Origin of the sequence: Kitasatospora sp. NPDC059599 (genome assembly GCF_042735125.1) — a bacterium.
Lineage (GTDB): Bacteria > Actinomycetota > Actinomycetes > Streptomycetales > Streptomycetaceae > Kitasatospora.
In genome coordinates this window covers 1-20379 of sequence record NZ_JBHWCL010000169.1, presented here as the reverse complement: position 1 = coordinate 20379, position 20379 = coordinate 1, and the positions used below count along the sequence as shown (strand labels likewise).

General features: G+C 74.3%; 17 protein-coding genes, 1 pseudogene and 3 riboswitches. Of the genes and pseudogenes, 6 read left to right on the top strand and 12 right to left on the bottom strand.

Annotation, left to right across the window (positions count from 1 at the left end; all coding sequences use genetic code 11):
* Window positions 1–504: 504 nt before the first annotated feature.
* On the top strand, window positions 505–969 hold the full coding sequence (locus ACFV04_RS37685) for an NUDIX hydrolase (protein ID WP_380334823.1): 465 nt from the start codon (window positions 505–507) through the stop codon (window positions 967–969).
* 69 nt (window positions 970–1038) lie between these two features.
* Here ACFV04_RS37685 and ACFV04_RS37680 read toward each other — a convergent pair whose 3' ends face one another.
* Window positions 1039–1584: an NUDIX hydrolase gene (locus ACFV04_RS37680; RefSeq protein ID WP_380535472.1), complete on the bottom strand. Its 546-nt coding sequence runs from the start codon at window positions 1582–1584 to the stop codon at window positions 1039–1041.
* Between the two features lie 203 nt (window positions 1585–1787).
* Between ACFV04_RS37680 and ACFV04_RS37675 the strand changes: the two genes are divergently transcribed.
* The 3 genes from ACFV04_RS37675 to ACFV04_RS37665 all read left to right on the top strand — a co-directional run bounded on the left by ACFV04_RS37675 (window position 1788) and on the right by ACFV04_RS37665 (window position 3940).
* Complete coding sequence (locus ACFV04_RS37675; RefSeq protein WP_380334818.1) at window positions 1788–2414, top strand: HAD family hydrolase; 627 nt, start codon at window positions 1788–1790, stop codon at window positions 2412–2414.
* Window positions 2415–2513: 99 nt separating this feature from the next.
* Window positions 2514–2858, top strand: a complete 345-nt coding sequence (locus ACFV04_RS37670) for a helix-turn-helix domain-containing protein (RefSeq protein ID WP_380535469.1) — start codon at window positions 2514–2516, stop codon at window positions 2856–2858.
* 923 nt (window positions 2859–3781) lie between these two features.
* Window positions 3782–3940: a hypothetical protein gene (locus tag ACFV04_RS37665; protein WP_380535467.1), complete on the top strand. Its 159-nt coding sequence runs from the start codon at window positions 3782–3784 to the stop codon at window positions 3938–3940.
* A 133-nt stretch (window positions 3941–4073) separates the two neighbouring features.
* Here ACFV04_RS37665 and ACFV04_RS37660 read toward each other — a convergent pair whose 3' ends face one another.
* Complete coding sequence (locus ACFV04_RS37660; RefSeq protein ID WP_380535465.1) at window positions 4074–4865, bottom strand: AraC family transcriptional regulator; 792 nt, start codon at window positions 4863–4865, stop codon at window positions 4074–4076.
* 56 nt (window positions 4866–4921) lie between these two features.
* On the opposite strand from ACFV04_RS37660, the gene ACFV04_RS37655 reads away from it, so the two are divergent.
* Complete coding sequence (locus tag ACFV04_RS37655) at window positions 4922–5521, top strand: class I SAM-dependent methyltransferase (RefSeq protein ID WP_380334804.1); 600 nt, start codon at window positions 4922–4924, stop codon at window positions 5519–5521.
* Between the two features lie 99 nt (window positions 5522–5620).
* Here ACFV04_RS37655 and metE read toward each other — a convergent pair whose 3' ends face one another.
* The 9 genes from metE to ACFV04_RS37610 form a co-directional block, all read right to left on the bottom strand.
* On the bottom strand, window positions 5621–7936 hold the full coding sequence (metE, locus tag ACFV04_RS37650) for a 5-methyltetrahydropteroyltriglutamate--homocysteine S-methyltransferase (protein WP_380535463.1): 2316 nt from the start codon (window positions 7934–7936) through the stop codon (window positions 5621–5623).
* 180 nt (window positions 7937–8116) lie between these two features.
* Window positions 8117–8305, bottom strand: a riboswitch (cobalamin riboswitch).
* A 46-nt stretch (window positions 8306–8351) separates the two neighbouring features.
* Window positions 8352–8816, bottom strand: coding sequence for a hypothetical protein (locus tag ACFV04_RS37645; protein WP_380535461.1), 465 nt, complete (start codon window positions 8814–8816; stop codon window positions 8352–8354).
* A gap of 19 nt (window positions 8817–8835) precedes the next feature.
* Complete coding sequence (locus tag ACFV04_RS37640; RefSeq protein ID WP_380334796.1) at window positions 8836–9684, bottom strand: ECF transporter S component; 849 nt, start codon at window positions 9682–9684, stop codon at window positions 8836–8838.
* Window positions 9681–11324, bottom strand: coding sequence for an ABC transporter ATP-binding protein (locus ACFV04_RS37635; RefSeq protein WP_380535459.1), 1644 nt, complete (start codon window positions 11322–11324; stop codon window positions 9681–9683). Before ACFV04_RS37635 ends, ACFV04_RS37640 begins: the two co-directional genes overlap by 4 nt.
* Window positions 11321–12601 (bottom strand): CbiQ family ECF transporter T component, encoded by a 1281-nt coding sequence (locus tag ACFV04_RS37630; RefSeq protein ID WP_380535457.1) that lies wholly within the window; start codon window positions 12599–12601, stop codon window positions 11321–11323. The genes ACFV04_RS37635 and ACFV04_RS37630 overlap by 4 nt, the downstream gene beginning before the upstream one ends.
* A gap of 10 nt (window positions 12602–12611) precedes the next feature.
* Entirely contained in the window at window positions 12612–13742 is a 1131-nt protein-coding gene (locus ACFV04_RS37625) for a hypothetical protein (protein ID WP_380535455.1), read from the bottom strand.
* A complete protein-coding gene (locus ACFV04_RS37620) occupies window positions 13739–15388 on the bottom strand; it encodes a prenyltransferase/squalene oxidase repeat-containing protein (RefSeq protein WP_380535453.1) in 1650 nt (549 codons plus the stop codon). The genes ACFV04_RS37625 and ACFV04_RS37620 overlap by 4 nt, the downstream gene beginning before the upstream one ends.
* A 109-nt stretch (window positions 15389–15497) precedes the next feature.
* A riboswitch (cobalamin riboswitch) is annotated at window positions 15498–15629 on the bottom strand.
* 188 nt (window positions 15630–15817) lie between these two features.
* Window positions 15818–16297: a flagellar hook-length control protein FliK gene (locus ACFV04_RS37615; protein ID WP_380535451.1), complete on the bottom strand. Its 480-nt coding sequence runs from the start codon at window positions 16295–16297 to the stop codon at window positions 15818–15820.
* Window positions 16298–16326: 29 nt separating this feature from the next.
* Entirely contained in the window at window positions 16327–17418 is a 1092-nt protein-coding gene (locus ACFV04_RS37610) for a prenyltransferase/squalene oxidase repeat-containing protein (protein ID WP_380535449.1), read from the bottom strand.
* A gap of 98 nt (window positions 17419–17516) precedes the next feature.
* A riboswitch (cobalamin riboswitch) is annotated at window positions 17517–17666 on the bottom strand.
* Window positions 17667–18158: 492 nt separating this feature from the next.
* On the opposite strand from ACFV04_RS37610, the gene ACFV04_RS37605 reads away from it, so the two are divergent.
* Window positions 18159–20174, top strand: a complete 2016-nt coding sequence (locus ACFV04_RS37605) for a putative Ig domain-containing protein (protein ID WP_380535447.1) — start codon at window positions 18159–18161, stop codon at window positions 20172–20174.
* Window positions 20175–20275: 101 nt separating this feature from the next.
* Here ACFV04_RS37605 and ACFV04_RS37600 read toward each other — a convergent pair.
* Window positions 20276–20379, bottom strand: a pseudogene (locus ACFV04_RS37600) (enoyl-CoA hydratase); the annotation flags it as partial.

Genomic DNA, 20379 nt, shown 5'->3' with positions numbered 1-20379 from the left:
GGTGGGGTGGTTGCTCCAGCTGCATCATAATTTATATATGGGTGTGTAGGCGTTCTTAGTCTGCTTCGACCAGGGGGGGGCGCTGGCCGTTGTGTTGGCCGGGCCCCCCGCCGCTTGATCGTGCCTCAGAAGGCCGTCGCTGTCGAACGGCCCTCGTGGCGGGCGGCGCACGACCGCTCCGAGGAGGCCCGACACATCGCTCAGGACCAGGCGGGCGAGCTGCTGGAGCTGACTCCCACGTTCCGCGTAGGTCTCGCACGCGGCGTCAACGTCGTCGCCGCTCTCCCGTGCCGCGATCATCGCCCGGTCGGCCTCAACCACGGTGACATGGAGGGGCAGCGGGTCATCCGGCAGGGGCAGGCTCTTGGGCTGCCGTCATGACCGGCAGCTCTGGCAGGATGACGCCGACCGCCCTGCCGAGATCCTGAGGTGCCCGTGAGTAGCGAGTGGACTGTCCATGGCAGCCGACCCATCTACGCAAACCCGTGGGTCAACCTTGATCTTGTGGACGTCGAACCGCCGGGGCGCCCCCGTTACGAGCACCACCTGGTGAGGTTCGCTCCGGTGGCGGCCACGGTGGTCCTCAACGACCGTGACGAGGTGCTGATGATGTGGCGCCACCGGTTCGCCACTCAGACCTGGAACTGGGAGATTCCCTCGGGGATCGTCGAGGACGGGGAGTCCCTTGAGGCTGCGGCCGCCCGTGAGGTTCTGGAGGAGACCGGGTGGCGGGTGGACGTGGTCGGGCCGCTCGCCTACAACCAGCCGATCGGCGGCATGACCAACGCCGAACACCACGTGTTCCTCGCTCGCAACGCCCGGTTCGTCGCCCCGCCCGTGGATACACACGAGGCGGACCGCATCGAGTGGGTCCCGCTTGACCGCATCCAGGACATGATCGACCGCCGGGAGATCGTGGCCGGAGTCGCCGTCACCGGACTGCTGCAGGTGCTGGCCCGGCGCCCCTGACCAGCCAGGGCGGGCACGGGCCCTGCAGTGACCATGTCCCGGAGGTCGGCCACGATCGGTGCGCGCAGGTCAGGGGCGCCTGGCGAGGCGATGCGGGCCCAGGTAGTAGGAGAGCGCAGCATGCGAGGGGCCGTCCGACACCTCGCCGGTCGTCAGTAGCTTGACCACCTCGGCCTCGGGCAGCCACTCAAGGCGGGTTGACTCGGAGGCGTCCTCCGGGGCGCCGACCTGCGTGCAGCCGGTGATGTGGAAGCACCTGAAATGGGCGTCGCTGATGCCGGCCATGGCGTCGTACTCGGTCAGCAGCTCAACACGGCCGGGCCGCCAACCGGTCTCTTCCTCGACCTCACGAGCGATGGCGACGGCCGGGTCCTCTCCGGGCTCCGCCCAGCCGGCCGGGACCTCCCATCCCCACCGGCCGGTAATGAAGCGGTGCCGGTAGAGGAGGAGGAACCGGCCCTGGTCGTCGGTCACGACGGAGGTGGTCGAGGCCCGGGGGTAGCGGACGACGTGGTGGTCGATCCGGCCGAGGCCGGGCACCGAGACATCGTCGAGCCACACCTCCACCCAGGGGCTGCCGTACACCCGCCGACGTCCGAACGTCTCCCACTCCATGACCAGCCTCCTCACGTGTGGACCAGCTGTGCTGCCGACTCTCTCACGCGTGTGCCGAGTTCCAACACGGGCCTCTCCTGGGCCCAGGGCGCGAGGGACTCTGCAGCACCTGGGCCCGCAGGACCAGCGGTGCGGGCCTGCTCTCGGATCGGGTGGGCACGCAGGACGAGAGAGCGATCGGCACACTCCCGTAGGCTCGGCCCATGCGCTCCGTGGTGTTCGACATCGGTGAGACCCTGACGAGTGACACCCGGTACTGGGGGGACTGGGCCCGGTGGCTCGGGGTTCCGCAGCACACGCTGTCGGCCCTGGTGGGCAAGGTGGTGGCCGAGGGTCGCGACAACGCGGACGCGATCCGGATCATCAAACCTGGCGTGGACGTGGGCGCCGAGTGGCGTGCCCGACAGACAGCCGGCCAGGGCGACCACCTCGACGAGACGGACCTCTACCCGGATGTGCGCCCGGCGCTGTCCCGGTTGCGTGAGGCCGGCCTGTGGGTGGGCATCGTGGGCAACCAGAACGCCGCGGTGTCCTCTCTGCTGCGTGGCCTCGATCTGCCGGCCGATGGCATCGCGACCTCGGCAGAGTGGGGCGTCTCGAAGCCCGGTCCCGGATTCTTCGAGCGGGTGACGGTGTGGGCACCGGGTGAGCCTCACGAGATCGTGTACGTGGGCGACCACCCGGCGAATGATGTGGCACCGGCCAAGGCGGCCGGCTTGCGAGCCGCACACCTCCGCCGCGGTCCGATCGGCCTCACCACCAGCGCGCCGGACGCGGACTGGACCGTGAACTCGCTGACCGAGCTCGCCGAGCTGCTGGCCGGCCTGTAGCAGGACCGCCCCGGCGGTATGGCCGCCGGGGCGAATCCGCCCAGCTCCCGCACGGGCGCCGGTACCGTTCCGAATGCGACCACGGAACGGAGCCACACGATGCCCGGAACCACCGCTGCCGCGCTCGGTCAGCGCATCGAAACCGCCCGGCACGCTGCCGGATTGACTCGCCGCCAGGTCTTCGACGTCTCCGGCGTGAGCATCAGCATGATCCGCAAAACCGAGGGCGGCGAGCGCTGGCCCTCCGACGCCGTGCTCGACGCCCTCGCGCGGGCAGTCCAGACCACGCCGGAGGAGCTGCTGGGTGGCCCCGCCGCACCGACAGCCGGGTCCACCAGGCCGTCCCCGAGCTGGCGCGCAAGCACCTACGGGACGCCGAGGTACTGGCCCGGCGCGTCCGGGAGCGGCTCCACGACGGCACCGCAGTCGGCCCGGACAGCCTGACGATCCACCGGCTGGCGGTCGCGGTCGAGCTGGGCGAACGACAAGACCTCCATGACGCGGTAAGGCGGCCACGCGCTGGGCGCCGCCGAGAGAGCTCCCGGCCGAACGCAGGAGCCACTACTACATCGACCTCGGCCGGGCGCACATGCTCCTCGGGCGCCCGCAGCACGCAAAGGAGTCGCTGCTGGTCGCGAGGCGGATCGCGCCGCGGCATGTACGAGAGCACGGCCAGGTCCGGGCCGAGCCGGCCACGCTGGTCAGGCTGTCCCGTGGTCGGGACGAGCAGTTGCTCCAGTTCGCGCGGTGGGCCAAAGCGGTCTGAGGAAGGTGCCACAGGTTGTGGCACCTTCGGGGGTCGCCGCCGGGGACGCTCAGGGGCGTGACGGAGACACCGAGCCCGCGGGTTGTCGACCCAGAGTCAATAGGCCCCACTCGGCTCCACGGGGAGACGTGCATCAGCTGCGGCTCGCCCGAGCCGCCGATGGTTGCGGCTGGCCACGTCTGCCCGTCGACCTGCTCCAGGACGGCGCCGCTCGGTCGGGTTGTCGTTACTCACCCGGTGTGCGTTGAGGAGGATCCGCGTTGATCGGTGACGACCTGACCGTTTCGGTGGATGGCCACCTGGAGCGCGTCACCAAACCGGCCCTGGAGGCCCTGGACGCGCTGTGGCAGACGGTCCGCGAGCTGCCGATCAGCGCGTACGAGCTGCGAGCCATGCGGTGGCTGCTCGACTCCGGCAGCACGACGGACCTGGAACGTCTGATGAACGGCAGCGGCTCCGTCGACTGGCCTCTCGGGCTGGCGGGCGGCGGCCAGGCCATCGTCCGCGTCTGGCACGGCGACGGCCTGACCCCAGCGCAACGGGTCGGCGCCCGGTACACCTCGAACAGCTGCCGGCCGACGACCGGGGTAGGCGCCCGTGGGTGGTCCGGGACGCCGAGACCGGCGGCCTGGTCACCGCCGGCACCAGCGGGGTGCGCCCTCTTGAGTTCGCGATCGAGGAGTGCGCCGATGCGTGGGTCCGCGGTCAGGTCAACTTGGCCGGGTACCGCGTCATGCCGGGCGGGTCGGTGACCAGGTGACCGGTGATCAGATGGCTTGATCGAGCGCCTGCGGTGCCGGGCCGGGCCGACGGCAGGTCGGGCCGGCGGCGGGCCTCACCGGCTGCGGGTGCAGGCGCGGGTACGGGCTGCGGCTGCGGGTACGGGCGCGGGCTCAGACCTCCGGCGGGCCGCCGTGGAAGTAGCTGCCGGGGGTGAGGCCGGTCTCCCGGACGAAGGCGGCGACGAAGGCGCTGGGCGTCGCGTAGCCGACGCGGCCCGCGACCCTGGTGACGGGCTCCCCCCGGGCGAGGTGCCCGAGGGCCGCGCGCAGCCGGACGGCGGTGCGCCAGCGGGCGAAGGTGAGGCCGGTGTCGGCGGCGAACGCGCGGGCCAGGGTCCTTGCGCTGGAGCCGACCTGACGCCCCCACTGGGCGAGGGTCCGCGGGTCGGCCGGGTCGGCGACCAGGGCGCGGGCGACGTCCAGGGCCCGGGGATCGGCGGGCATCAGCACCTCGATCGAGCGGGCGGCGACCGGCGCCAGGTTGTCGATCAGGACGGCCTGGGCCCGGGCCCGGTGCTCCGGAGCGAGGGCGGCCCCGGCCAGGTGGTCGATCAGGACGGCGACCAGCGGACCCACCGCCAACGGCTGGGGCAGTGACCAGTCGGGCAGCCCGGGGCCCGGGCTGATGTTCAGACTGCGCATGGCGGTGCTGGCCAGGGCGGCGGTCTGGTGCGGGGTGCCGGCCGGGATCCACAGCGCCCGGGTCGGCGGCAGGATCCACTCGCCGTCCCCGGTCGACACGGTCAGCACACCGTTACGAGCCCAGACGACCTGGTGCGTGTCGTGCCAGTGGGTGCCGAACCGACTGCCCGGCGCCAGCGCGTAGGCGCGCACCACGATCGCGGCGGCCACCTGGTCCGCGGTGCCCGGCGGACCGGCCGGAGGTTGTCCGTTTCGCGACATGATCTGGAAGCGTACGCGGTGGTGCCCCACCCGCGTCCTTTCCTAGCCTCTGAGGCATGAACCTCAACCACGCGCGAGTGTGCACCAGCCCCGAATGGGCCCGGCAGTTGCAGACCTCGGTGTTGCCCACGGTGACGGCCGGAGCCGAGTTGGGGACGGTGATGCTGGAGGTCGGCCCCGGTCCCGGTGCCGCCACCGACTGGCTGCGGCACCGCGTCGAGCGGCTCGTCGCGGTCGAGTACGAGCAGCCCGCCGCCGAGGCGCTCGCGGCCCGCTTCGCCGCCACCAACGTCGAGGTCCACCACGGCGACGCCACCGCGCTGTCCTTCCCCGACGACACCTTCGACTCGGTGGCCTGCTTCACGATGCTGCACCACGTCCCCACCCCGGCACTGCAGAACAGGCTGCTCGCCGAGGTCCTGCGGGTGCTGCGCCCCGGCGGCGTGCTGGTGGGCTCGGACAGCCTGCCCGGCGACGGGTTGCACCACTTCCACGAGGGCGACACCTACAACCCGGTGGAGCCGGCGGCCTTCCTGACGCGGTTGCAGACGCTGGGCTTCGTGGACCTCACCATCGGGGTGGGGGGCCGGTTGACCTTCGTCGCCCACAAGCCCGGCCCCGCGGCGGAGGACGACGGCGCCACCGGCATCCGCTGAGCGGCGGGCCCGTCCGTCCCTCCGCTGAGCGGCCGGGGGCCCGCCGGGGCGGGCACGGCACGCCGGCCGTGTCCGCCCCGGGGGTCCGTCCGTGTCCGGTCAGCCGGCGAGTTCCTCCCGCAGGCGGCGGGCGGCGGCGACCAGGCTGTCCAGGGAGGCGCGGGTCTCCGGCCAGCCGCGGGTCTTCAGGCCGCAGTCGGGATTGACCCACAGCCGGTCGGCCGGGATCGCGGCGAGGCCGGCCCGCAGGAGGGAGACGACCTCGTCGGTGTTCGGGACGCGCGGGGAGTGGATGTCCCAGACGCCCGGGCCGACCTCGCGCGGGTAGCCGGCCGCTGCCAGCTCCCCGGCGACCTCCATGTGCGAGCGCGTCGCCTCCAGGGAGATGACGTCCGCGTCGAGGTCGTCGATGGCCGTCATGACCGCGCCGAACTCGGCGTAGCACATGTGGGTGTGGACCTGGGTGTCGGCGCGGACGCCCGAGGTCGCCAGCCGGAAGGACTCGGTGGCCCAGTCCAGGTAGGCCGGGCGGTCCGCGGCCCGCAGCGGCAGGGTCTCGCGCAGGGCCGGCTCGTCGACCTGGACGACGGCGGCGCCCGCGGCCTCCAGGTCGGTGACCTCGTCGCGCAGGGCGAGGGCGACCTGGCGGGCGGTGTCGGCGAGCGGCTGGTCGTCGCGGACGAAGGACCAGGCGAGCATGGTGACCGGGCCGGTGAGCATGCCCTTCACCGGTCGGTCGGTGAGGCCCTGCGCGTAGCCGAACCAGTCGACGGTCATCGGGTGCGGGCGGGAGATGTCCCCGGCGAGGACCGGCGGCCGGACGTAGCGGGTGCCGTAGGACTGCACCCAGCCGTGCCGGGTGGCGAGGTAGCCGGTGAGCTGCTCGGCGAAGTACTGGACCATGTCGTTGCGCTCGGGCTCGCCGTGGACGAGGACGTCCAGGCCGGCCTTCTCCTGGTAGGCGATGACCTCGCGGACCTCGGCCGCCATCCGCTCCCGGTACGCGGTCGCGTCGATCCGGCCCGCCGTCAGGTCGGCCCGGGCGACGCGCAGTTCGGTGGTCTGCGGGAAGGAGCCGATGGTGGTGGTCGGCAGCAGCGGCAGGGCGAGGCGTGCGCGCTGGGCCTCGGCCCGCACGGGGTAGGGCTGGGGACGGCGGGCGTCGGCCCCGGTGACGGCGGCGACCCGGGCGCGCACGGCCGGGTCGCGGGTGATCGGCGAGTGGGCGCGGGAGGCGAGGTCGGCGCGGTTGGCGGCGAGTTCGGCGGTGATCGCGCCGGTGCCCTCGCGCAGGCCACGGGCGAGCAGCGCCGCCTCGGCGGCCTTCTGCCGGGCGAAGGCGAGCCAGCGCAGGATCTGCGGGTCGACGTCGCGTTCGGCGGCGGCGTCGAGGGGCACGTGCAGCAGCGAGCAGGAGGGCGCGACGTCGACCCGGTCGGCGAGACCGAGCAGGGTCGCCAGGGTGGCCAGCGACCTCTCCAGGTCGTTGATCCAGATGTTGCGCCCGTCGATCACCCCGGCCACCAGCCGCTTGCCGGGCAGCCCGCCCACGGCGGCGAGGTCGTCGAGGTTGCCGGCGGCCGGTCCGGTGAAGTCCAGTGCCAGGCCCTCGACCGGGGCCTTGGCGAGGACGGGCAGGGCCTCGCCGAGGCGGTCGAAGTAGCTCGCGACCAGGAGCTTCGGCCGGTCGGCGAGGGCGCCCAGGTCGCGGTAGGCGCGGGCGGCGGCATTCAGCTCGGCCGGGGTGCGGTCCTGGACGAGGGCGGGCTCGTCCAGCTGGACCCACTGCGCCCCGGCCTCCTTCAGGGCGGCCAGCAGCTGGGCGTAGACCGGCAGCAGCCGGTCCAGCAGGGTGATCGGCCGGAAGTCGGCGTCAACGCCGGGGGCGGGCTTGGCGAGCAGCAGGTAGGTGACGGGGCCGACCAGCACCGGCCGGGCGGTGTGGCCGTCGGCGAGGGCCTCGCCGAGCTCCGCGACGGCCTTGGCCGGGTTCGCGACGAAGACCGTGTCGGGGCCCAACTCGGGTACGAGGTAGTGGTAGTTGGTGTCGAACCACTTGGTCATCTCCAGTGGCGCGACGTCCTGGGTGCCGCGCGCCATGGCGAAGTAGCCGTCCAGCGGGTCGGCCTCGACGGCGTCCCGGTGCCGGGCGGGGATCGCGCCGACCGCCACGGTGGTGTCCAGCACGTGGTCGTAGAGCGAGAAGTCGCCGGTCGGGACCTCCCGGACGCCGGCCCGGGCGAGCTGGGCCCGGTTCTCCCGGCGCAGGTCGGCGGCGGTGGTCAGCAGCGCCTCCGCGGTGACCGCGCCCTTCCAGTACCCCTCGATCGCCTTCTTCAGTTCCCGGTTGCGGCCCTGGCGGGGGTAGCCGTGCACGGTGGCGAGGGTTGCCGCGGCTGCGGACTTCGTGGTCAAGGGACTCTCCTTCGCGAGTCTTGCTCCTCAGGGATCCGGAGACGACACGAGGGCGCGAAGGGATGACGGACCGGGCAGCGGCCGCCGCGGAACGTGCGGGGCCTGATCTGCCGGGTATGGTCGCCGACCCGCCCACGAGGTCACCGGATGGCCGCACGCGGATGGTCCGCGGGCGGGCAGTGGCAGGTCTTCGGACTCGCGGGCACGCCCACCCTGTCGAGGGCGGACACCTACTGGCCGTCGCTTCCCAGCCCCTCCCGGGCCCAGTGCGTATGACGGCGGTCGTTCCCACTCACCGCTGCGGGGCAGTCCCGGATTCCCACCGGGTTCCCTCTTGCGACGCGCCTGCCTGGCGGACAGGGCGAACCAGCTGCTCCGCCAGCTTAGGGGCAAACGGCGGGGGCCGGAGGGGAAATCATCTGCGGCGTCCGGATGGTGAGACTCCGCCGCCGTCCCTGGTGGTGCCGGACGCCCGTTCGTGCGGCCGGCGGCCGGGGGCGCGCTGCGGCTCCGCCGGGGGCGGCAGGAAGGCCCGGATGTCCGCGAGCAGTTCGGGCAGGCCCCGGCCGGGGTCGGGCCGCGCGGTCGGGTCGGTTGCCGGGGCGGCATGCGTCCCGGCGTCCGGGCCGGCGTCCTGGTCGGCATTCGTCCCGGCACTCGCCGGCCCGACCCGATCGGCGGGGACGCCCGCCAGCACCCGTTCGGCTTCGCCCAGCAGTTGCAGCGCCCGGTGGAGGTCGAGCCGCATCCGGGCCACCTGGGCCTGTGCCCCGCCCAGTTGACGGCGGGCGGATTCGAGACCGGCGTGCTGCTCCGGGGTCAGCAGGACCACGTCGGTCCCGTCCACCGTCGCCGTTCGGGGCTTCTCACGCTTGGGCATGGCGGCGGGACCTCCCGATTCAGGAGCGCACCGGCCCGGCGGGCAGCGGACCGGCGACCGGGCCCGCCGCGGCTCCGGTGCCGTCCGGGGCCTCGAAACGCACCGTGGGCTCGAAGTTGGCGCGGCGGGCCGCGCGGCGGAAGACGGTCAGCACGGCCGGCCCGACGACGAGCACGGCGGTGAAGGTGGTGACGGCGCGGCCGGTGTCCCAGCCGAGCGAGGTGGCGAGGTCGAACAGCAGGTAGCGGTGCCACTGCTCGGTGAAGGGCAGGCCCGGGAGGTAGGCGATCGAGCTGTTCGGGTCGGTGGAGAACGGCCAGAAGGAGAGGTTCAGCAGGAAGCCGAAGAGGTACCCGGAGAACGCCCCGTACCCGGCCAGCATCGGCACCTCCCAGCGCCGCCGGGCCGGCGGGAGCAGCCCGGCGAGCATGCCGACGAAGGCGCAGCCGAACATCTGGTAGGGCATCCAGGGGCCGACCCCGCCGGTGAGCAGGGCGGAGGCGAACAGCGAGGTGCAACCGAGGGTGAAGCCGAAGCCGGGGCCGAAGACCCGGCCGGCCAGGACGAGGACGAAGAAGACCGTCTCCACCCCGGCCGTGCCGGCGCCGAGCGGGCGCAGCCCGGCGTTGACGGCGGACAGGACGCCGAGCATGGCGAGGGCCTTGGCGTCGATGCCCCCGGCCGAGATCTCGGCGATGACGACGGCAAGGACCAGGACGAGGAGTGCGCCGAAGATCAGCGGCGGGGCGTAATTGGAGCCGAACGTCCCGGGGGCGACGACGAACGGCCAGGTGAAGGCGACCAGGCCGATGAAGGCGGCCAGGGCGACAACGATCCGGGCCCGGCCGGGGATCCGGACGGCGGTCACCGGGCCGTCTCCACGGCTTCCAGCACCCCGGCGACCTGATCGACCGTCAGGTAGCCGAGCGGGGCGAGGATCTTGGCGGTCTGGGGGGCGAAGGTGGGCGAGGCGACGATCACCTCGGCGGTGGGGCCGTCGGCGACAACCTCCCCCTCGGCCATCACGACCACGCGGTCGGCGGCGGAGGCGACGAATTCGACGTCGTGGGTGGAGACCACGACGGTCCGGCCCTCGGCGGCGAGGGCGTCCACGATGCGGGTGAGCGCCGCCTTCGCCCGGTAGTCGAGCCCCCGGGTCGGCTCGTCCAGCAGGACGACCCGTGGTGCGGCGGCCAGTTGGATCGCCAGGACGAGCGCCAGCTGCTGCCCCTCGGAGAGGTCCCGGGGGTGGGTGTCGTCCGGGATCCCGGGGGCCAGGCGGTCGAGGAGCTGCCGCGCGGTCGGCCCGACCGCGCGCTCGGATTCCAGGTCGCCCTGGGCGAGTTCCTGCGCCACCGTCTCCAGGTACAGCAGGTCGGTGGGGGTCTGCGGGACGAGCCCGACCAGCTGCCGGGCCCGGGCGGCGGGCAGGCGCTTGGGGTCCGCGGCCGGGCCTCCCCCGGTGCCGGTGGCCTTGACGCTGCCGCCCTGGCGGGGGCCGGAGCCCTGCAGGGCCCACAGGAGCGAGGACTTCCCGGAGCCGTTGCGGCCCATCAGCGCCGTGACCTCGCCCGCGCGCAACGCCAGGTCGACGTCCCGGACGGCGGCGACCGGACCGTACCGGACGACCACCCCCCGGGCGTCCAGCACCCGTTCCCCCGCCGCGGCTGCCCGGCGCGGCGGGGGAACGGGCACGTCGGTGAGCCGCTGCCGCAGCGGGGCCGCGGCGCGGCGGGCGTCCCGGACGGACAGCGGCAGCGGCTGCCAGCCCGCCAGCCGGCCGAGGCCGACGACGGGCGGCGCGATCGCGGTGCTCCGGAAGACCTCCGCGGGCGGCCCGTGCACCACCGTCCCGTCGCCGGGCAGGTAGGCGACCCGGTCGGCATACTGGACGACGCGTTCCAGGCGGTGTTCGGCGAGCAGGACGGTCACGCCGAGGTCGTGGACCAGCCGGGTGATCGCGGCCAGCACCTCCTCGGCGGCGGTCGGGTCGAGCGCGGAGGTCGGCTCGTCCAGGACCAGCACCCGTGGGTGCGCGGTGAGCACCGAGCCGATGGCGACGCGCTGTTGCTGGCCGCCGGAGAGCTCGTGCAGGGCGCGGTGGCGCAGGTCGGCCAGGCCGAGCAGGTCGAGGGTCTCCTCGACGCGCTTGCGCATGACCTCCGGCGGGATCGCCAACTGCTCCATGACGTAGGCCAGTTCCTCCTCCACCGTGTCGGTGGTGAAGCCGGCCAGCGGATCCTGTCCCACCACGCCGACCACGTCGGCGAGTTCGCGCGGCGGGTGGTCGGCGGTGTCGCGCCCGTCCACGGTGACCCGGCCGCGCAGGGTACCGCCGGTGAAGTGCGGCACCAGGCCGTTGACGGCGCCGAGCAGGGTGGACTTGCCGACGCCGGTTCGGCCGACCACCAGGCAGAGCTCACCCTCCGGGACGTACAGGTCGACGTCGTGCAGGACGGGCGTCGTCGCGCCGTCGTACACCACGCCGACCCGGTCGAATCGGATCACGTGCTCACCTCGGAGGTCGTGCGGTCGGTGCAGGTCGTGCGGTCGGTGCGGTCGGTGCGGGTCGTGCGGTCGGTGCGGTCGGTGCGGGTGGTGCGGTCGGTGCGGGTGGCCGGACGCGGCCCGGGCACGCCGGCGGGCTCGGGCGTGCGGCCGGGCGGCGGCGAGACGATCCCGGCGGCGCCCGCCAGCAGCAGGGCGAGCACCGGGACGAGCGGCAGCGCCGGCCAGGTCAGCGGGTACAGGGACGGGTTGAGGTCGGTGGCGTCGTAGCCGACGGTGGCGAACAGCAGGACGGCGGCGGTCACCCCGCAGCCGGCCACCGCCCATTCGGCGGCCCGCCAGCGGTCCGGCCGGTACGTGGTGCGCCGCACCCGCCGCCCACCGAGCAGCAGACCCGCCACGCAGAGCACGGCGCCCACCACGAAGGCCGGCAGGCCCAGCGCGGCGGGGGCCGTACCGTCCAGCAGCCCGTACACCCCGGCGCACAGGCCGCACATGCCGAGCAGCATCAGCGCTCCGGTGAGCCGGCGGGAGCGGCGCGAGGCGGTGCCGGAGCGTCCGTAGCCGCGCGAGTCCATCGCGGCGGCCAGAGCGAGCGAGCGTTCCAGCGCGTCCTCCAGGACCGGGACGACGATGCCGCGCAACGCGCGCACGCCCGTGCGCCGCCCGGCGCGCAACCGCCGCGCTCTGGCGACGCGTTGGACGCTCTGCACCAGCTGGGGCGCGACGCTCAGCGACACCGTGACGGCGACACCCAGCTCGTAGAGCGCCCCGGGCAGCACGCGCAGCGCCCGCTTGGGGTTGGCCAGGGTGTTGGCGGCGCCGATGCAGCAGATCAGGCAGGCCAGCCGCAGCCCGTCGAACGCCGCGGAGAGCGTCGCCTCCAGCGAGACCGGGCCGCCGATCCGGATGCCCGCGTACCAGGCGGGGGTCGGGATGTGCGGCAGCGAGAAGAGCAGGTGGTCGTGCGGGGTGATGCCGGTGGCGAAGACGCAGCGGAACAGCACCCGGATCGCCACCACGCTCAGGGCCACCCACAGGTAGTAGGTGAACCCGCGCGCCCACGGGGCCTCGCTGCGGCGGGCGGTGACCACGTAGCCGAGCACGGCGAGGACGAGCAGGAGGAGCAGCGGGTTGGTGGTGCGGCTGGCTGCCGTGGCGAGGGCGAGCGCCCACGTCCACCAGGCCAGCGGGTGCAGGTTCCGCGGGCTGCGCCGACTGCCCCCGCCCCGCGCGGGGGCGGTGGCCGGGGAGCCGGCGGCGTGCTTGTCGGGCATGGTCACCGGATCACTCGGCCTGTCGCCGGCGGCGGCGCGCGGTGACCACGGTCGCCACGCCCAGGACCACGACGAGGACGGAGCCCACCACGGCGGGGACCATCGAGCCGGAGTCGTGCGGGGTGTCGGCCACCGGGTCGGCGTTCACCACGCCGCCGGGCACGGCGGGGGTGGCCGTCGGCGCGGCCGCCGCGGCCTGCTCCGTCGGCCGGTCGCTCGGGGTGTCCGTCGGCGCCGCGGTGGGCGGGTCGACCGGCACCGGTGTGGCGGGTACCGGCGTCGGCTCGGGGGCGCCCGGCGGGGTGATGCCGTCCTCGGGGGTGCCGGCGGTGCCGTTCCCCGGGGGCGTGACGGGCGCGGGCGGACGGGCTCCGCCCGCCGGAGGCCTGGCGGGGGCCGGGGCACGGCCGGTCCCGGATCCACCGGTCGTGCCGGTGGATCCGCCGGAGCCGCTGCCGCCGGTCGTCCCGGCACCACCACTCGTCGACCCGCTGCCGGAACCGCCCGAGCCACCGTTGCCGGAGCCACCGCCGGAGCCGCCCGCAGTGCCATGGCCCGGGTCGGCGGGCTGCCCACCGGGGCCGGCGTTGAGCGCCCGGACGCTGTCCGGCGAGAAGGCCGGACGCCCTTCGGTGCCCTCGATGTCGGTCCCGCCGAAGATCCACAGGTCGACGCTGCCGGGCTTCGGCTGGTAGAGCATCGCACCGAGCTGACTGTACGACCAGGTGTTCCGCCCGGGGTCGGCGTGCCAGTACGACCAGTAGGCGGTGGCCGGGGGCGTCAGGACGCACTTCTCCTGATCCGGGGTCGGGAACTGCTTGCCGCCCTGGAAGCCGCCGTAGCCGATCCGGCAGATGAACGCCGGGCCGTCGTGACCGGTGCCGGTGGTCTTCCAGCCGCCCTGGTTGAGCAGGGCGTACCCGGTGGTCGGGGTGGTGCCGCAGGAGCGCAGCAGCGGGCCGCCCCACCTCCCGAAGTCCACCGCGAGGACGACGCCCGAGGTGGTGGTGCACTGGTCCATCGGCAACGGCGCCGCCACCGCGGGGGCGGCGCCCACGGCGACGCCACCGCAGGCGAGCGCGAAGGTCAGCGCCGCCGCCCCGGACAACCGCCCGAGGCGCGTGGCGCGTCCCGGGCTCACCGGTGCCGCCCCGGGGCCGCGGTGCGGCGGCGACGGGCGACCAGGACGGCCGCGGCGCCGAGCGCGGTCAGCGCACCGGCACCTGCGGTCAGGGTCAGCGCCTGGGTTCCGGTGCTCGCGAGGTTGCCGGAACCGGTCTGCCCCGACACGCTCCCGGCCCGGGCGTCGGCGCCGCCCGCCGGGGCGTCGACGCCGCCGGCCGGCCGGGTGGTCGGGCCACCGCCGGTCGAGGGCACGTCGGTGACCGGGGCCGACGCAGTCGTGGTGGGCGAGTCCGTCGGGGTGCCGGTGGGCGTTCCTGTCGGAGTGCCGGTCGGCGTGTCGGTGGGAGTGCCCGTCGGCGTACCGGTGGGCGTTCCTGTCGGCGTACCGGTCGGCGTCCCCGAGGGAGTCGGCGTCGGAGTGCCGGTGGGCGTCCCCGAGGGAGTCGGCGTCGGAGTACCGCCGAGGTTGCGGGTCAGCGTGCCGAAGGAGATCCCGGTGGCACCACCGAGCACCTGGGTGGAGGCGCGGACGTCCGAACCCCGCTGGCCGGCGGAGGCGACGTTGAACCCGCCGTCGCCGTTCTGCTGCCCGGCGAGGAAGTCGAGCGCCTTGGCGATCCGACCGCCGTAGTCGGCCTTGCGCAGCGTCATGCCCTGGACGGCCAGCGCGGCCGAGTTGGTGGAGTCGCCGGCCGCACCGGGAAAGCCGCCGTCGGGCAGCTGCCGCGCGGCGAGCCAGCCGAGCCCCCTGTCGACCGCCTGCGCCGCCTCGTCCCCGGGCACGAGGGCCAGGGCCATGACGGCCATCGCCGTGCTGTCCACGTCGGAGTCGCCGGTGGCGGGGATCAGGCTCGGCCAGGAGCCGTCCGCGTGCTGGAGGCCCTTCAGGTAGGCGATCGCAGGGGCTGCGTTGGCGGCGTCCCCGGCCCGGAGCTGGGCCATGACGGCGAGTGCCTGGGAGAAGACCGAGGTGGCGTAGGCGTAGTTGCCGGGGGCGTCACAGCCGCTGTTCGCGTCGGCCTTGGTGCACACCAGCGCGGCGAGGGCGGCGATCAGGTCGTGGCCGCCGAAGTTCCGCGGGTCGCGGCCGACGGCCTCGGCGAGCAGCGCCTCCTTGCCGATCGAGCCGCCGCCGGCGTACTCGGTGCCGATGGCCGTCCAGTCGTTGACGGTGCGCTCGCTCGCGTCCTTGCCCTGCCGGTCCAGGAAGTCGACGATCCTGCGCAGCGCGGCGTCGTCGGTGCCGGTGGCGGCGAGGGCGTAGGCGCCGTCGATGGTGAGGCCGAAGTCGGCGAAGGCCGGGAAGCCCTCGTAGTAGTGGCCGTCGATGAGCCGGGCCGGGTCGGTGAGGTAGGCGCCACCCTTGGCGGCGTCCGGGGTCCGGCCCTCGGGCGGCGTGGTGGTGCCGGGGTTGCCGGCGTCGTGCAGCGGGTTCGCGCCCGTCGTGGGGCGGGCGTCACAGCCCCGGGTGGCGCTGCGGCCCCGGTGATCGACGTCGAACGTGCCCGCCGTCGCCGTGCACTGCCCGATCGGGTCGGCTGCGGCGGTACCGGGGTGGCCGAGCAGGACGGTGCCGCACGCGGCGACCGCGACGGTGCCGGCGACCACCAGCGACGCGAGGTCCCGGTTCCTGTGACGTGTGCGACTGCTGCTGACCCTCACGACGACTCCCTGGTCGGTCGACACGGGAGACACGGCGCAGCCGACGGCCGCCCGCCGGGAACGCGGGGGCGTCAAGAGCTGCGTCGTAGTCCGCGACGACGCAAGTGCTGTGTGAACAGACCCCCGGTCCAGGCATTCCGGCTCACCCACCGGGCGGTGGGTCTACGGTTGCGGGTCAGCGCCGGAATCGGACCGGCTTCCCCTGAATGCCGAGGGTGAAAAACCGGTTCATCAGACCACGGCGTCCGACGGGGAGTCAACGGGTCGTCAGGTCACTAACGTCCCTTGGCTCCTGCGACCCGGACGCGCACCCGTCGACGCCGGCGCCCCCACCACCGAATCCGGGCACGCCGGTGCACCCGGCCCCCTGTCCGGACAGGGGGCCGGGGCTCCGGTGGCGCCGCCGTTGGCCGGCCGCGCCAACGGGCGTCAGGGGGCGGTGATGCCCGGCTGGGCGCCCGCGCCGAAGGACCAGCCCTCGACGTCTCCGGGCGCCGGGTTGTAGCTGCCCGCGCCGAGGTTGCTGTACGACCAGGGGCCGCCGTGCTGGGCGTGCCAGTACGACCAGTAGGCGTTGCCGGTCGGGTTGGTGCAGGTGGCCGGCAGCGCGTTGATCTTGCAGACGAAGCCGGGGAACCTCGGGTGGAAGGCGTAGGGGAACCCGGCGCCGGTGAGCGCGGCGAGTCCGCTGGCCGGGTCGCCGGGGGCGCAGCCGGTTTCGATGCCGCCGCCGACGGCCGTGAAGTCGACCACGACGGTGACGCCGGTGGTCCCGTCGCAGGCGGCGGCCTGCGCCTGCGGGGCCTGCGCGGCGGAGACGCCGAGCAGGCCGGCGGTGAGGGCGGCGGCTGCGACGATCGAGCCGAGCGTGCGGCGGGCAGGTCGGGCAGGGGTGAGGGTGTCGTTCATCGGTGAACTCCTCGCAGTGTCGGGCCCGTTCAGCGGACGGCCGGTGCCGGGCAGAGCAGCGTGGGGGCGTCGGGGCGGGCCCCGGCGGCGGAGAGGGTGGCGAGCGGGGTGCCCGCGAGACCGAGGACGGCCTGCGCGGTGGCCCGGGCGCCGGTGCCCGCGGTGAAGCCGGTGGCGTCGTAGGCGACGGCGCCGCGCACCGCCGGGTCGGCGGCGCAGCCCTGCTGGAGCTTGACCAGTCGGCTCCAGCCCTTGAGGCCGGCGCCGAAGTGCCCACCGGCCAGCAGCGCCTGGGTGGCCAGGCCGGTGGTGTTGGCGTTGGAGGCGGTTGCCCCGGCCGCCGCGAAGCCGCCGTCGGCGTTCTGGTGGGTGGTGAGCCAGGTGAGGCCGGCGTTGGCCTTGGCGGTGCGGCCGGTGGCGGCGAGGGCCTGGACGGCGAGCGCGGTGGCGTCCGCGTCGCTCGCGCAGGTGGTCTGGCCGAAGGCGACGGGGAAGCCGCCGTCCGCGCACTGGCTGTTCGCGAGGTAGTCGACGGCCACCGCCGGGGCGTCACCGGGCGTGCGGTGCAGGGCGATCAGGGCCAGCGACTGGCCGAAGGCGTTGCTGTAGTCGCCCCACTGGGAGCGGTCGGAGAAGCGGCCCTCGGCGGTCCGGAGGGAGCGCAGCCGGGCGGGCAGGTCGACGCCGCCGAAGCTCGCCGGGTTCTCGCCGCGGACCTCGGCGGCGAGCAGCAGTTTGGCGGTGGCGCCGGCGTAGGCCTCGGTGGTGCCGTCGCCGAGGTAGCCGCTGATGATCTCGGGCTTGGCGAGCCAGGCGGTGGCCTTGGCGGCGGCCAGGTCGGAGCCGTGGGAGGCGGCGAAGGCGAGTACGGCGTCGACGGTCAGGCCCTGGTCGGGGTAGGCGGTGCCATTGAAGACGGACTCGAAGTGGTCGCCGTCGACGAGTTGGCGGGCCAGCCAGCCGGCCGCGGCGGCGTCCGGACGGACCGTGACGGAGGCCGACGCTGCGGGGGCCGACGTCGCGGGGGCCGGCGCGGCGTGCGCGGCGGCGGCCGGGAGCACGGTGGCGAGGGCCAGGGCGGGTATCGCGAGCAGACCGAGGGTGCGGCGGAGCGCGGGCATGGGTGCCTTTCCGGGCCTGGACGCAGGGGCCCGGAGGACGTCGGCGAACGCGCCGGGGCAGCCCTCGGAGCTCCGGCCCGCAGACCACGACGGGAGGAGTGGTGACACACCTCCGCCGCGGGTACTCGGGCTCGCCGCCGACGGGTGTCGGAGGCCTACCGTTGCGGGTCAGCGCCGGATTCGGACCGGCTTCCCCCAACGACGGAGTCAGAACTTGACGGTCCATCATGGCGAAACGGAAAAGATCCGGTCAAGGGTTCGTGCGTCACATCACGGTGGCACCCCGTTGGGTCCACCGGTCACCGGCGGGCGGGGCGGGTGCGCGTGGAGCCGTCCGCCGGGCCCGGAGGGGCGCGTGGGGCCGCCTTCGGGCCGGGAGGATCAACCCGCCTCTTCCGCTGGACAATTGATGGGCAAAGCCCGGTAAAGGCTGCGAGCGGCGCCTTGAGCCCGCCGACGACCCGTCAGTAACCTCATGGCGGTGCCGAAGCGGCCGCACTCGACCGCGAACGGTACGGAACTCCGACATGGCCACGCATGTCATGCCCACGCCACCCCGCTCACCCCGGGACGCGTGCCCCCACCTCCCGTACAGCGCGAGTTCCACGCCGGTCCGCGGCCAACCGCCGCGGGCCCGCGAGCACCTGCACGTGATCCGTCAGCACGGGCCCGAGCCCGTCCCGGCGAGCACCCCTACCGCCGGCACCGGCCGCGCCCTCACCCCCACGGAGGGTCGACTCTTGCGCTTCCACTCCCCCAGCGGTGCGCGCCCTGCCCGGGCGCGCAGACTCCTCGCCGCCCTGCCCGCCTTCGCGCTGGCCGCCACCGGCCTGCTCGCGGTCACCGCCCCCGGTGCCTCCGCCGCCCCCGGCGGGACCGCCGGCACCGGCAGCACCACCGGTGTCGCCACCAAGCGCGTCTGCGCCGCCCCGACCCACCCCGGCGAGATGGCCTGCCTCGCGCTCGCCCGCACCGACGTCGCCCAGCACCTCGCCCTGTCCCCCGACATCAACCCCTCCGGCCTGGGGCCCAGCGACCTCGCCTCCGCCTACAACCTCCCGGCCTCGGCCGGTTCGGGCGCCACCGTCGCCATCGTCGACGCCCAGGACGACCCGAACGCGGAGTCCGACCTCGCGACCTACCGCTCGCAGTACGGCCTGCCCGCGTGCACCACCGCCAACGGCTGCTTCAAGAAGGTCGACCAGCGCGGCGGCACCACCTACCCGACCGCCGACAGCGGCTGGGCCGGGGAGATCTCGCTCGACGTCGACATGGTCAGCGCCGTCTGCCCCAACTGCCACATCCTGCTGGTCGAGTCCGACGACGCCTCGATGGACAACCTGGGCGCCGCGGTCAACACCGCCGTCTCGATGGGCGCCAAGTACGTGTCCAACAGCTACGGCGGCGGCGAGGACTCCACCGACACGAGCTCCGACGCCAGCTACTTCAACCACCCCGGCGTCGCCATCACCGTCTCCTCCGGTGACTCCGGCTACGGCGTGGAGTACCCGGCCGCCTCCCAGTACGTCACCGCGGTCGGCGGCACCAGCCTCAGCCGCGCCTCCACCGCCCGCGGCTGGAGCGAGAAGGTGTGGGGCAGCACCGCGGGCGGCAACGGCGCCGGCTCCGGCTGCTCCGCCTACGACCCCAAGCCGAGCTGGCAGAAGGACACCGGCTGCGCCAAGCGCACCGTCGCCGACGTCTCCGCCGTCGCCGACCCGGCCACCGGCGTCGCGGTCTACCAGACCTACGGCGGCTCGGGCTGGAACGTCTACGGCGGCACCAGCGCCTCCTCCCCGATCATCGCCTCCGTCTACGCCCTGGCCGGCGCCCCGGCCGCCAGCACCACCCCGGCGTCCTACCCGTACGCCCACACCGGCTCGCTCTACGACGTGACCAGCGGCGCCAACGGCAGCTGCTCCCCGTCCTACCTGTGCACCGCCGCCGCCGGCTACGACGGCCCGACCGGCCTCGGCACCCCCAACGGCACCGCCGCCTTCACCAACGGCGGCACTGGCGGCGGCAACACCGTCACCGTGACCAACCCGGGCAGCCAGAGCACCGCCCAGGGCTCCGCCGTCAGCCTGCAGATCCACGCCACCGACTCGGCCTCCGGCCAGACCCTCGGCTACGGCGCCACCGGCCTGCCCGCCGGACTGACCGTCGACACGGCCACCGGCCTGATCACCGGCACCGCGACCACCGCCGGCACCTCCACCGTGACCGTCACCGCCACCGACGGCACCGGCGCCAGCGGCTCCACCACCTTCGGCTGGACCGTCACCGGCAGCGGCGGCGGCACCTGCACCCCCGCCCAGGTGCTCGGAAACCCCGGCTTCGAGACCGGCAGCGCCGCCCCGTGGACGGCCAGCTCCGGCGTCGTCGACAACAGCTCCGGCCAGGCCGCCCACGGCGGCAGCTGGAAGGCCTGGCTCGACGGCTACGGCAGCACCCACACCGACACGCTCGCCCAGACCGTGGCGGTGCCCGCCGGCTGCAAGGCCGCCCTCAGCTTCTACCTGCACATCGACACCGCCGAGTCGGGCAGCACCGCGTACGACAAACTGACCGTCTCGGTGAACGGCACCACGCTGAAGACCTACTCCAACGTGGACGCCGCCGCCGGCTACCAGCTGCGCACCTTCGACCTGTCCGCCTACGCCGGGCAGAACGTCACCGTGAAGTTCACCGGCACCGAGGACAGCTCCCTCCAGACGAGCTTCGTCATCGACGACACCGCCCTCAACGTGTCCTGACCGTCGGGACGGTGGGGCCGCGGCAGCTCACTGCCGCGGCCCCGCCGCAGGTCCGCGTCGTTCGTCGTCCGTCAGCTCGTCGCCCCTCGACCCGTCGTCCGTCAGCGGTGGGTGAAGGACGGCGGCCGCTTCTCGGCGAAGGCCGCCATGCCCTCCTTCTGGTCCGCGGTCGCGAAGGCCGCGTGGAACAGCCGCCGTTCGAAGC